This is a genomic window from Streptomyces sp. PT12, from assembly GCF_003311645.1.
Taxonomy (GTDB): Bacteria; Actinomycetota; Actinomycetes; order Streptomycetales; family Streptomycetaceae; genus Streptomyces.
In genome coordinates this window covers 13,410-25,833 of record NZ_QEST01000216.1, presented here as the reverse complement: position 1 = coordinate 25,833, position 12,424 = coordinate 13,410, and the positions used below count along the sequence as shown (strand labels likewise).

Here is a 12,424-nt window from a genome sequence, read left to right as displayed (position 1 = left end):
CGAGGCGCCGGGCGGAGGGACACTAAACACACGCCAGCTAACGGTTCAAGAACGATGAAGATCGTCGGCGTGGCGGGGCTTGACGCGCCAAGTGCCCTATCTACGCAGGTCAGCGGGGCCACGGACAGGCCGGACGAGTCGGACACTCCAGAAATGAAGGGAGATGATGGTCACACTTATCCGACCGCGACATTGCTCTGGCGAACGGCGAACTAACGCCCCGTGACCGTCAAGTCGAGGCGCTGCCCCGGGAGTATGTAGTCCGGATCATCACCAATGACCGTTTCGTTCTCGGCATAGAGGGCGGGCCAGCCGCCGGGTACCCCGTAGTCCACCGCGATGGCGGACAGCGTGTCCCCCCTGCGGACCTCATGCCGTTCCGCGTGGCGCCCCGAGCCCGCCTCGCCCGCGCGATCCGCCTCCGCGGGATCGGGGTCGCCGCGGTGGCGGCCGCTTCCCGTGCGGTCGGTGCCGTCCGTGTCGCCGTCGGCGCCGTCCGTGCCGTTCGCGTCGCCGTCGGCGCCGTCCGTGCCGTTCGCGTCGCCCGCGCCGTTCGCGTCGTCCGTGCCGTTCGCGTCGTCGGCGCCGCCGTCCGTCGCCTCGCCCGACGGCGGCCGCGGCGAGGGGGACGAGGTGCTGGGCTCCTCCCCTGCCCCCACCTCCGCCTCGCCTTCGGCGCCGTCCTCGGCTTCGCCGTCGGGGGACGCGCTCTCCTCGTCCGCGCCCGGCGTGCGTTCGGGGGCGGCCGACTCCTCGGGCCCGCCCATCTCCTCCTCGGCCTGCGCCTCCTCGGCCTCCTCCGCGCGGTCGGGGTCGTCGCGCTCCTCGCGGAACTCGGGCCACAGCCCCGAGAGCACGCCGCACGAGGGGAACGCCTCCTTGCCCTGGGCCAGCAGCATCCGCTCGGCCACGGTGATCTGCTGGGCGCGGCTGGCGAGGTCGGGCCTGCCCGCGAACTCGAGGCCGCCGTACTCCTCCCACATGCCGATGGTCAACTGGAGGCCGCCGAAGTACCCGTTGCCCGTGTTGGCGCTCCACACGCCGCCGCTCTCGCACTCGGCGGCCAGATCCCATGTGTCGTCCGACACGGCCTGGGCGGGCCCCCCGCTCAGCAGCGGCAGGGCGATGCCCGCGCCCGTGACGCCGGCGGCGACAAGAAAGGCCGGAGCCTGTCGCGGACGACGATGACGACCAGTCCCGGAGCGCATCTGATGGGCCTCCCATGCGAACAGTGATGCGGTTGAGGGGGAACCTAGCCCTCCCCACACACGATCACAAGCCGATCCCGCCCAGATCACACGTAGATCACACCCGTGACGGGGCGTCACCTTCGGGGGTGAACTCGACGGGCAGTGACCGCAGCCCGCGCATGATCAGCCCGCCCCGCCAGCGCAGCGCTCCGGGGTCGGCGGCCAACCGGACGTCAGGAAGCCTGCGCAGCAACGTTTCGAGCGCCGTCCTGCCCTCGATCCTGGCCAGTGGCGCGCCCAGGCAGTAGTGGATGCCGTGGCCGAAGCCGAGATGGGGGTTGTCGCCGCGGCCGAGGTCGAGGGCGTCGGGGTCGGCGAATCGCGCCGGGTCGCGGTTCGCCGCCGCGAGGACCACGAGCACCGGGTCGCCCGGCGCGACGCGTTGCCCGCCCAGGGTCAGCGGCTCGGTGGCGAACCGCCAGGTCGCCAGCTCCACCGGGCCGTCGTAGCGCAGCAGCTCCTCCACGGCCGCGTCGAGCAGGCTCCCGTCGCCCTCGTCCGACGCCCGCCGCAGCCGGACCAGTTGGGCGGGGTCGCGGAGCAGGGCGAGCATGCCGTTGCCGATCAGGTTGACCGTGGTCTCGAAGCCCGCGAAGAGGAGGATGAACGCCATCGCCGCGGCCTCCTCCTCCGTCAGCTGCTCGCCGTGGTCGGAGGCGCGGATCAGCCCGGAGATCAGGTCGTCGCCCAGCGCGCCGCGCTTGCGGTGGATCAACTCCCCCAGGTAGCCGCGCATGCGCCTGACCGCGCGCCCTACTCCCCCGCGCTTGCCCGCGGTGTGCAGCATCATCCCGGCCCAGTCGCGGAAGTCGTCCTGGTCCTCGGGCGGGACGCCGAGCATGTCGCAGATCGCGTAGATGGGCAGCGGGAACGCGAACTCGTCGATGAGGTCGGCGCTTCCGCGCCCCGCGAACCCGTCGGCGAGCCGGTCGGCGAGCGCGCGCACGCGGGGCTCGAACGCGGCCACCCTGCGCGGCGTGAACGCCGTGGACACCAGGCGCCGCAGCCGCGTGTGGTCGGGCGGGTCGATGTTGAGGAGGTGGGTCATGACCCTCGCGCCGCGCTCGCCTGGGATGCCCACGCGGCCCGACGCGTGGTCGGCGGCGCGGTGGCGCCCGGGGTCCTTGCTCAGCCGCGGGTCGGCGAGCGCGCGGCGGGCGTCGGCGTAGCGCGTGACGAGCCAGGCCGCGACGCCGCTCGGCAGCACCTCGCGGCGCACGGGCGCGTGCTCGCGCAGCCACGCGTACGCGGGGTAGGGGTCGGCCGCGAAGCCGTCGCCGAACAGGGCGGGCGCGGGCGCGGCCGCGGCGTTCGCCGCGTTCTCAGTCATGGGCGTTCTCAGTCATGGGCGTTCTCAGTCGGGGGCGGGCCGCCGGTCGGGGATCACCGCCGAGACGCGGAAGCCGCCCGCGTCCGTGGGGCCCGAGACGAAGCCGCCGCCCAGGGCCGTGACGCGCTCCTTCATGCCGATCAGGCCGTTGCCGCCGCTGGGCAGCCGCGCCCCGCCGCCGCCGCTCGGCGGGGCGTTCTGCACGAGGACGGCGACCTCGCCGTCCCGGTGCGCCAGGCGCACCTCGGCCGAGGCCCCCGCCGCGTGCTTGTGGACATTGGTCAGCGCCTCCTGGACCACCCGGTACGCCGTCGACTCGACCTGCTCGGCATAGCCGCGCGGCTCGCCCTCGACGCTGAGGTCCACCGTCATCCCGGCCGCCCGCGACTGGTCGACGAGCGCGGCGAGCTGGGTGAGCGAGGGCCCGCGCTCCTGGGCGCCGGCGTGCTCGGCGCCGGGGGCCGGTGCCTGGGCGCGGGCGGACGCGGCGATCTCCGCGAGCCGGGACGGCGCGTCCTGGCGGCTGTTCTTCTCGTGCGCGCGCAGCACGCCCAGCATGGTGCGCAGCTCGGTGAGGGCCTGGCGGCCCATGTCGCCGATGAGCGCGGCGTTCTTCGCGGCCTTCTCCGGGTCCTTGGCGGTCACGGCCTGCAACGCCGCCGCGTGCACGACCATCAGGCTCACCCGGTGCGCGACCACGTCGTGCATCTCGCGGGCGATGCGGCGGCGCTCCTCCCCCCTGGCCCACTCGGCGCGCTCCTCCGCGCGCTCGGCGAGCAGCGCGAGCTCGCGCTCCAGGCCGTGCGCCCGGTCGCGCAGCGACTCCACGAGCCGCCGCCTGGCCCGCACATACATGCCGAGCAGCACCGGGGGAACGACGGAGGCCACGCCGAACAGCACGGAGACCAGCGGCGTGAACCACGCCGGGAGCGCCTGCTGCTTGAGGCCCTCGTCGCTCTCCATGAGCAGGGCCACCACGATCACCGAGCCCACGCCCTGCATCGCGGCGAGCGTGCCGATGATCCGGCGGGGCGCCTCGGTGCTGGCCAGGGTGTAGAGGCCGACCAGGGCGAGCATGGCGCCCATGTTGGCCGGGAGGAGGCCGATGGAGAGGAGGATCACGGCCAGCGGCCAGCGCCGTCTGACGATGAGGGCCAGCCCGGCGAGCGCGCAGGGGACGACGACCAGCCAGACGGGCAGGCCCGTGCGGCCCGCGAACACGACGCCCTGCCCCCCGCACTCGGCGGCCGAGGCCAGGGCGAGCGCGCCGTCGAGCAGGACGCTGCGCCGCCGCGTCCACCAGAGCAGTCTGAACCCCCGCTCACTCGTCTCCGCGGCCCCCGTCGCTTTCATATTGACCAGACTAAGGGCGGGATCCACAGCTTTTCAGTCCGGTACCGCTCCGTTGTACCGTCGCACCGGTGGCGGATCGCCTGGCATAGTGTGGGGTGCCGGTCGGCAGGGGCCTGGTCCGCCAGCCGTTTCGCCCGACAGGCAGTCCCCCGTGGTGTAATCGGCAGCACATACGACTTTGGATCGTATTGTCCAGGTTCAAGTCCTGGCGGGGGAGCCTCTCACGAGGCGTGGCCGAGGTGACGCAGGCAAAGCTGCTCATCGGCCCGCAGCTGGAGGACGACGGAGTCGTAGGGGCCGCATTCCAGCGTGAACTCATGGGCGAGCCGCCGTATCTCCGGCAGGGCGTGCGCGTAGTCGCCGATGTGCATGAGCGTCGCCGCGTACGGCTTGCGCAGACCTCGCACGATGGGGGACGCCTCGCCGTAGCGCCTCGTGGCCAGCGGCAGGGTGCGGCTGAGCAGGTCGGCGGCGCTGGGGTACCGCCCGAGCGCGACCAGGTGTCTGACCTCGTCGAGCACGGTGGTGAGGTCGGGCTCGGCGGGCCTGGCGGGCGGCCAGGGCGCCATCGGGTGCCAGAACGGGCGGGTGGGGTCGAGCGGCGCGGTGGTGCCCGCGGGGTTCGCGGGCAGCAGCGGGATCAGCGCCGCAAACAGCTCGTGCGCGTCGGCGGGCCGGTCGCCCGGGTCGCGGGCGATGAGCCGGTGGATCAGCGCGGCGAGCCGGGGCGAGCCGGGGCGAGGCGTCGGGCCGCAGGCTGGTCAGCGCAACGGGGTCCTCGTGCAGCTTCTTGTAGAGGAGCCCCGCGGCGTTGGGCGCGGTGAACGGCGCCTGCCCGGTGAGCAGCTCGTACCCGATGGCGCCCAGCGCGTAGAGGTCGGCGGACGGGCCGACGGGCGGGTCGCCGACGGCCTGTGCGCCATGTAGACGGGGGTGCCGAGCAGCGTGCCGGTGCGGGTGCCGGTGCCGGTGCCGGTGCCGGGGGAGGGTGGCGGCGGGCGGGGGGTAGCCGTAGCCGTGCGGGGCGGCGTAGCCGGTCGGCCGCGGCGCCGGGTGCGGAACGGGCTCGGGGGCGGTCGGGGCGTCGTCGAGCATCGCGGCGTGGGCGCTCGGCACCGCGCTGCCCGCCGAGGGAGAGCTCGACGCCCTGACCGCGCTGCTCGTCGACGAGCGCCAGTCCAAGCTGGCCGCGCTCGGCGTCGTCCTGATCATCGTCGCCGTGCCGCTGCCCATCTGCGTGCTGCTGAGCCTGAAGGCCGTGACCTGGGCGCGGGTGCTCGTCACCCTGACGGCCTCGGTCACGCTCCTGGCGTTCCTCGCCATCACAGCGGGGGACACGCGCGGCACCCTGGTGGCGTCGGCGGCGTTCGGCGCCCTGGCCAGCCTGGCCAGCCTGATCGCCTGCTGGCTGCCTGCGACCAACCGCTATGCGCGCGAGGTCAAGGCGGCCGGGCGGGCCCGGCGCTGACCGACCGACCGGTCCGAGGGGCGGGCCGTCACCCCTCAGGCCCCCGGGATCGTCGTCAGGAACTCCCCCGTCCACGCCAGCAGTTCGCGCCCGGTCAGCGGCTTGCCGCCGATCCGGCCCGTCGTCGGCCGGGGCACCAGGACCTGGCGCGTGGCGCGTTTGACCACCGAGCCCGGGTAGACCCGGTTCAGCCGCAGCTCCTGCGACTCGCGCAGCTCGACCGGCGAGAACCGGACGCGGCTGCCCTGGAGCGTCACATCGGTCACGCCGCACGAGCGGGCCAGCATCCGCAGGCCCGCGACCAGCAGAAGGTTCTCCACCGGCTCGGGCAGCGGGCCGTAGCGGTCGGCCAGCTCCTCGCGGACCGCGCGGATGTCGTCCTCGGTGTTCGCCGCGGCGATCGCCCGGTACGCCTGGAGCCGCAGCCGCTCGCCCGGCGCGTAGTCGTGCGGGACATGCGCGTCCACCGGCAGCTCGATCTTGACCTCGAGCAGCGACTCGTCCGGCTCGCCCCCGCCCCCGCCCGCGTCGAGCGTCGAGCGGAAGTCGGCGACGGCCTCCCCCACCATCCGGACATACAGGTCGAACCCGACGCCCGCGATGTGCCCCGACTGCTCGCCGCCCAGCAGGTTCCCGGCGCCGCGGATCTCCAGGTCCTTCATCGCGACATACATGCCAGCCCCCATCTCCGTGTGCTGCGCGATCGTCGCGAGGCGCTCGTGCGCGGTCTCGGTCAGCGGCTTCTCCGGCGGATAGAGGAAGTACGCGTACCCGCGCTCCCGCCCGCGCCCCACCCGCCCGCGCAGCTGGTGCAGCTGCGACAGGCCGAACGTGTCGCCGCGCTCGACGATCAGGGTGTTCGCGTTGGAGATGTCGATCCCCGACTCCACGATCGTCGTGGAGACCAGCACATCGAAGCGCCTCTCCCAGAAGTCCACGACCACCTGCTCGAGGGCCGACTCGCTCATCTGCCCGTGCGCCGTGGCGATCCGCGCCTCGGGAACGACCTGCCGCAGCCGCGCCGCGACCCGGTCGATGGAGTCCACGCGGTTGTGGATGTAGAAGACCTGGCCCTCGCGCAGCAGCTCGCGCCGCACGGCCGCCCCGATCTGCCGCTCCTCATACGGGCCGACGAACGTCAGCACCGGGTGGCGCTCCTCGGGCGGCGTCGTGATCGTGGACATCTCACGGATGCCCGTCACCGCCATCTCCAGGGTGCGCGGGATGGGCGTGGCCGACATGGTCAGCACGTCCACGTTGGCGCGCAGCTTCTTCAGCTGCTCCTTGTGCTCGACGCCGAACCGCTGCTCCTCGTCCACGATGACCAGGCCGAGGTCCTTGAACTTCACCTCGGACGAGAACAGCCGGTGCGTGCCGATCACGATGTCCACCGTGCCCTCGCGCAGCCCGTCGGTCACGGCCCTGGCCTCGGCATCCGACTGGAAGCGCGACAGCGGGCGCACCTCGACGGGGAACTGCGCGTACCGCTCCGAGAACGTCCCGAAGTGCTGCTGCACCAGCAGCGTCGTCGGCACCAGGACCGCGACCTGCTTGCCGTCCTGCACGGCCTTGAACGCCGCGCGCACCGCGATCTCCGTCTTGCCGTAGCCGACATCCCCGCACACCAGGCGGTCCATCGGCACGGACTTCTCCATGTCCTCCTTGACCTCGGAGATCGTGGTGAGCTGGTCGGGCGTCTCCAGATAGGGGAACGCGTCCTCGAGCTCCCGCTGCCACGGCGTGTCAGGCGCGAACGCGTGGCCTGGCGCCGCCATGCGCGCGGAGTACAGCTTGATCAGGTCGGCCGCGATCTCCTTGACCGCCTTGCGCGCCCGCGCCTTCGTCTTCGTCCAGTCCGCGCCGCCGAGCCGGTGCAGCGAGGGCGCCTCGCCGCCGACGTACTTGGTGACCTGGTCGAGCTGGTCGGTCGGCACGAACAACCGGTCGCCGGGCTGCCCGCGTTTCGCCGGGGCGTACTCGACCACCAGGTACTCGCGCGTGGCGCCCTGCACGGTCCGCTGCACCATCTCGACATAGCGGCCGACGCCGTGCTGCTCGTGGACGATGAAGTCGCCGGGCTCCAGGGTCAGCGGGTCGAGCGTCTTGCGGCGCCTCGCGGGCATCCGCCCGCCCTCGCGGCCCGCCGCCTTCTGGCCCGTCAGGTCGGTCTCGGTGAGCACCGCGAGCCTGAGCGCGGGCGCGAGGAAGCCGTGCTCGACCGCGCCGCACGCCACCTGGACGACCGACGGCGTGATCTCGCCGTCGAGCGGGGTGGTCAGGCGCGCCGCGATGCCCTCGCCGCCAAGCACCTCGGCGGTGCGGGCGGCCGGGCCCTGGGCCTCGGTGAGATAGACGACGCGCCAGCCGTTGGCGAGCCAGCCCTTGGTGTCGGCGAGCGCGCGGGCGGTGTCGCCGCGGTAGGTCTCGGGGGCGCGCAGGCCGAGGCGGACCGTGTCGTCATCGGAGTCGTCGGCCGCGTCCTGGGAGAACGGCGAGACCGACCACCACAGCATCCCCAGCTCGGCGGCGTGCTCGCGGATGTCGGCCAGGCCGCGCAGCGAGGCCGCGCCGACGTCGATCGGGGCCTGGCCCGTGTCGGCCATCGCGGCGGCGGCCCACGACGCCTGAAGGAACTCCTGGCTGGTGGCGACCAGATCGGCCGCCCGCGACCTGACGCGTTCGGGGTCGCACACCACGGCCATGCTGCCCGCGGGCAGCACGTCGAGCAGTAGCTCCATGTCGTCCACCAGAACGGGGGCCAGCGACTCCATGCCCTCGACGGCGATGCCCTCGGCGATCTTGCCGAGCAGCTCGTCGAGGCCGGGGTGCTCGCGGCGCAGCGCGGCGGCGCGCGCCCGCACGTCCTCGGTCAGCAGCAGCTCGCGGCACGGCGGCGCCCACAGGCCGTGCTCGGCGACCTCGAGGGAACGCTGGTCGGCGACCTTGAAGTAACGGATCTCCTCCACGTCGTCCCCCCAGAACTCCACCCGCAGGGGGTGCTCTTCGGTGGGCGGGAAGACGTCGAGGATGCCGCCGCGCACGGCGAACTCGCCGCGCTTCTCGACCAGCTCGACGCGGGCGTAGGCCGCGGCGGCAAGCCGCTCGGTCACGTCGGCGAGATCGGCGGTCTGCCCGTTGCGCAGCGCCACGGGCTCGAGGTCGCCGAGGCCAGCGACCTGCGGCTGGAGCACCGAGCGGACCGGGGCGACCACGACGGAGACGGGCCCGGCGCCCGGGTCGTCGGCGGTGGGGTGCGCCAGCCGCCGCAGCACGGCGAGGCGGCGGCCCACCGTGTCGGCGCGGGGCGAGAGCCGCTCGTGGGGCAGGGTCTCCCACGCCGGATACTCCACGACGCCGTCCGCGGGCAGCAGCGAGCGCAGCGCGGCGGCCAGGTCCTCGGCCTCACGGCCCGTCGCGGTGATGGCGAGCACCGGGCGGCCCGCGGCGCGGGCGAGCGCGGCGATGGCGAACGGGCGGGCCGCGGGCGGGCCGACCAGGTCCACCTGGCGCCGCCTGCCTTCGGCGGCGGCGGCGACCGCCTCGGCGAGGGCGGGCTCGTGGGTGACGGCGTCGAGGAGGCCGTACAGACTCATGGCGGGCTTTCCATCCGGGGGGGGTCGACGGGGGCGGGTGCGGAGGGCCGGGGGCGGGCTTGGGTTCCGGCGGGTGGTGGGTGAACGGGGGCGGGTGAACGGGGGCGGGGGTGGCGGGTGAGGGCGGGGAGGCAACGCGAAGCGCCCGGCACGCGCCGCGGGCCGGGGGTTCCAGGGTACGCGCCGGGCGCTCCGTCACGCGCCCTGGCCGGTGCCCGGGGCGCCGGGCGCGCGGGGTGGACGCGGGGGTCGCGGGGGCGGGGTCGGGGGTAGGGGCGAGGAGACCCGTGGGTCGGGGGCGGGATCGACCGGGAGTCCCCAGAACTCCACAACCTCCCAAAGACCTCCCCAGGCGCCCCGGGTGTCTCCCCGTGAACCCTCAACTACATTCGCGGGACGCCGACATCGCCGCAGCCCGGAGGTGGCCCATGGGGCCTGGCCTGTTGGACCGTTCACGGATCGTCGCCCCGCCCGGCTGGAGCCGCTGGCTGGTCCCGCCCGCGGCGCTCTCGGTGCACCTGGCCATCGGGCAGGCGTACGCGTGGAGCGTCTTCAAGCCGCCGCTCGAGGAGACGCTCAACCTCAGCGGCACCCAGAGCGCGCTGCCGTTCCAGCTCGCCATCGTCATGCTGGGCCTCTCGGCGGCGTTCGGCGGGACGCTCGTGGAGCGCAGGGGGCCGCGCTGGGCGATGTTCGTCTCGGCCGTCTGCTTCTCCAGCGGCTTTCTGATCTCGGCGCTCGGCGTGTGGACCGAGCAGTTCTGGCTGATCGTGCTCGGCTACGGCTTCGTCGGCGGCGTCGGGCTCAGCATCGGGTACATCTCGCCGGTGTCCACGTTGATCAAGTGGTTCCCCGACCGGCCCGGCATGGCCACCGGCATCGCGATCATGGGCTTCGGGGGCGGCGCGCTGATCGCCTCGCCGTGGTCGAGCGAGATGCTGGACGCGTTCGGCACCGACACCGGGGGCATCGCCACGACGATGGCCGTGCACGGCGCCGGGTACGCGGCGTTCATGTCGCTCGGCGTGTGGCTGGTGCGCGTCCCCGCACCCGGCTGGCGCCCCGCCGGATGGGAGCCGCCCGCCGCCTCAGCGGACCGGATGGTCACCACCGGGCAGGTCTCGGCGCGGAACGCCATCCGCACCCCGCAGTTCTGGTGCCTGTGGATCGTGCTCTGCTGCAACGTCACTGCGGGCATCGGCATCCTGGAGAAGGCCGCGCCCATGATCCAGGACTTCTTCGCCGACACCGCCGCCCCGGTCACGGCGACCGCGGCGGCGGGGTTCGTCGCGCTGCTGTCGCTCGCCAACATGGTCGGCCGCATCGTCTGGTCCTCCACCTCCGACCTGGTCGGGCGCAGACACGTCTACCGCCTCTACCTCGGCGCGGGCGCGCTCCTCTATCTCACGCTCGCGCTGGCCGGGGACACGTCGCGGCCGCTGTTCATCGCGGCGACGCTGCTCCTGCTGTCCTTCTACGGCGGCGGCTTCGCGACCATCCCCGCGTATCTCAAGGACCTCTTCGGCACCTACCAGGTGGGCGCGATCCACGGGAGGCTGCTGACGGCCTGGTCGGTCGCGGGCGTCCTCGGGCCGCTGATCGTCAACGCGATCGCGGACAGCCAGGAGGAGGCGGGGCGGACCGGGCCCGACCTGTATGTGCTGTCGTTTGTCACGATGATCGCGCTGCTGGTGGTCGGCTTCATCGCCAACGAGCTGGTGCGACCGGTGAACGCCAAGCACCACGAACCCCCGCCGCCGCGGCCGCGGGCGGAACGTGAGGGCCACGAAGGGCACGAACGGCACGAGGGACACGAAGGTCGCGAGGGACACGAAGGTCGCGAGGGACACGAAGGAGCGGCCCGGCGATGAACAACCGACGCACCCTGCTCGTCCTCGTCTGGCTCTGGGCCGGGCTGCCGCTGGCCTACGGACTGGTCGAACTGATCCGCAAGGCGACCCAGCTGTTCACCGGCTGACTCCCCTCAGGCACCCGCGTCCGTTTCCGTGTTCGCGCTCGTTTCCGTGTTCGCGCCCGCCACGCGGACGGTGGGCTCGTTGCGCACGGGGAAGTTGACCGAGGAGGCGACGAAACAGATCTCGTGCGCCCGCGTGTGCAGCTCGGTGGCCTTGGCGACCATGCCCTCCTCGGCAACGGTCACGACGGGGCGCAGCACCACCTCCGTGAACCGGCCCCCGCCGCCCGGCGTCTCCCGCATCGCGCCATGGGCGTCGTCCTCGTAGGCGGTGACGACGATCCGCTGGAGCGAACAGAGCGCCAGATAGCTGAGCATGTGGCACTGGGAGAGGGAAGCGACCAGCAGTTCCTCGGGGTTCCAACGGTCGGGGGTGCCGACGAACGCCGGGTCCGCACTGCCCGGGATCGTCACCGTCTTACCGGGCGCCACCACCTCGTTCTGCCGACCGTAACCCCGGTAACCGGCCGTCCCCGCCCCGGCGTTGCCCGTCCAGCGCACGCTGACGTCGTACTCGTGCTCTCGGCTCCTGGCCATCTCACGCTCCCTCTCGTCCGCCCGTGACGCTACCGGTTCCGCGGCCACGACCGGCAACGCCCGATTTCGGCAGGAATGACGTGGGCATGCCGTCAAACCGTTACCTGCCGCATGCCGCGAAGAAACGTTCCGCCGGAAGCATGGCGGACGCATGGCACGCGGCTCTGCCGAGCCGAACCCCACCCCCACACACAGGGAGTTCGCGTGATCCAGTTGCGCAACGCCAGCCGCGCGCGTTCAGTCTACGCGCGTCGACGTCTGGGTGTCCTCGCCGCCCTCACCGGTCTCATATCCCTGGCCGCCCTGTTCACCGGTCCCGCGGCGCAGGCGGCGCTGCCGACGCCGGTCAGCGCGGCAACGGCCCGTTCCTATCTCGCCTCTCTCTCGGTCGCAACGGAGGACCGCACCGGCTACGACCGCGACCTCTTCCCCCACTGGAGCACCCAGAGCGGCAGCTGCAACACCCGTGAGGTCGTCCTCCAGCGCGACGGCGACAACGTCGAGACCGACTCCAGCTGCGCTGCGGTGAGCGGCAGCTGGTATTCCGTGTACGACGGCGCGACCTGGTCGGCCGCCTCCGACGTGGATATCGACCACCTGGTCCCGCTCGCCGAAGCCTGGGACTCGGGCGCCGACTCGTGGTCGACGAGCCAGCGCGAGGCGTTCGCCAACGACCTGACCAGGCCCCAACTGCTCGCCGTCACCGACAACGTCAACCAGTCCAAGGGCGACCAGGACCCCGCCGAGTGGCTGCCGCCGCTGAGCGGCTACCACTGCGTCTACGCCCGCGCGTGGGTGCAGGTGAAGTACCACTACGGCCTGTCGGTCGACTCGGCCGAGAAGAGCGCCCTGACCAGCATCCTCAACGGCTGCTGATCCCCCCTTCGGGAAGACTCCCCTCCTCCGCCGCCCTTCCGT

At 73.1% G+C, this 12,424-nt stretch carries 9 protein-coding genes and 1 tRNA gene; 4 read left to right on the top strand and 6 right to left on the bottom strand.

Annotation, left to right across the window (positions count from 1 at the left end):
* Positions 1-212 precede the first annotated feature (212 nt).
* The 3 genes from DEH69_RS23195 to DEH69_RS23185 all read right to left on the bottom strand — a co-directional run bounded on the left by DEH69_RS23195 (position 213) and on the right by DEH69_RS23185 (position 3,933).
* Positions 213-1,208, bottom strand: a complete 996-nt coding sequence (locus DEH69_RS23195) for a transglycosylase family protein (RefSeq protein WP_113688937.1) — start codon at positions 1,206-1,208, stop codon at positions 213-215.
* 97 nt (positions 1,209-1,305) lie between these two features.
* A complete protein-coding gene (locus DEH69_RS23190) occupies positions 1,306-2,580 on the bottom strand; it encodes a cytochrome P450 (protein ID WP_113688936.1) in 1,275 nt (424 codons plus the stop codon).
* 24 nt (positions 2,581-2,604) lie between these two features.
* Positions 2,605-3,933: a sensor histidine kinase gene (locus DEH69_RS23185; protein ID WP_113688935.1), complete on the bottom strand. Its 1,329-nt coding sequence runs from the start codon at positions 3,931-3,933 to the stop codon at positions 2,605-2,607.
* Positions 3,934-4,078: 145 nt separating this feature from the next.
* On the opposite strand from DEH69_RS23185, the gene DEH69_RS23180 reads away from it, so the two are divergent.
* A tRNA-Gln gene (locus DEH69_RS23180) sits at positions 4,079-4,150 on the top strand.
* Positions 4,151-4,154: 4 nt separating this feature from the next.
* Here DEH69_RS23180 and DEH69_RS23175 read toward each other — a convergent pair.
* The gene (locus DEH69_RS23175) at positions 4,155-4,502 is read right to left on the bottom strand and encodes a hypothetical protein (RefSeq protein ID WP_113688934.1); all 348 of its coding nucleotides are present in this window, start codon (positions 4,500-4,502) and stop codon (positions 4,155-4,157) included.
* Positions 4,503-5,152: 650 nt separating this feature from the next.
* Between DEH69_RS23175 and DEH69_RS23165 the strand changes: the two genes are divergently transcribed.
* On the top strand, positions 5,153-5,401 hold the full coding sequence (locus DEH69_RS23165; protein WP_113688932.1) for a hypothetical protein: 249 nt from the start codon (positions 5,153-5,155) through the stop codon (positions 5,399-5,401).
* 35 nt (positions 5,402-5,436) lie between these two features.
* Here the strand turns inward: DEH69_RS23165 and mfd are convergent, their stop codons facing one another.
* Positions 5,437-8,994, bottom strand: coding sequence for a transcription-repair coupling factor (gene mfd, locus DEH69_RS23160; protein ID WP_113688931.1), 3,558 nt, complete (start codon positions 8,992-8,994; stop codon positions 5,437-5,439).
* Between the two features lie 428 nt (positions 8,995-9,422).
* Between mfd and DEH69_RS23155 the strand changes: the two genes are divergently transcribed.
* Entirely contained in the window at positions 9,423-10,865 is a 1,443-nt protein-coding gene (locus DEH69_RS23155; protein ID WP_113688930.1) for an OFA family MFS transporter, read from the top strand.
* 113 nt (positions 10,866-10,978) lie between these two features.
* Here the strand turns inward: DEH69_RS23155 and DEH69_RS23150 are convergent, their stop codons facing one another.
* On the bottom strand, positions 10,979-11,506 hold the full coding sequence (locus DEH69_RS23150) for an OsmC family protein (RefSeq protein ID WP_113688929.1): 528 nt from the start codon (positions 11,504-11,506) through the stop codon (positions 10,979-10,981).
* Positions 11,507-11,710: 204 nt separating this feature from the next.
* On the opposite strand from DEH69_RS23150, the gene DEH69_RS23145 reads away from it, so the two are divergent.
* Positions 11,711-12,382, top strand: a complete 672-nt coding sequence (locus DEH69_RS23145) for an HNH endonuclease family protein (RefSeq protein ID WP_258534897.1) — start codon at positions 11,711-11,713, stop codon at positions 12,380-12,382.
* Positions 12,383-12,424 lie beyond the last annotated feature (42 nt).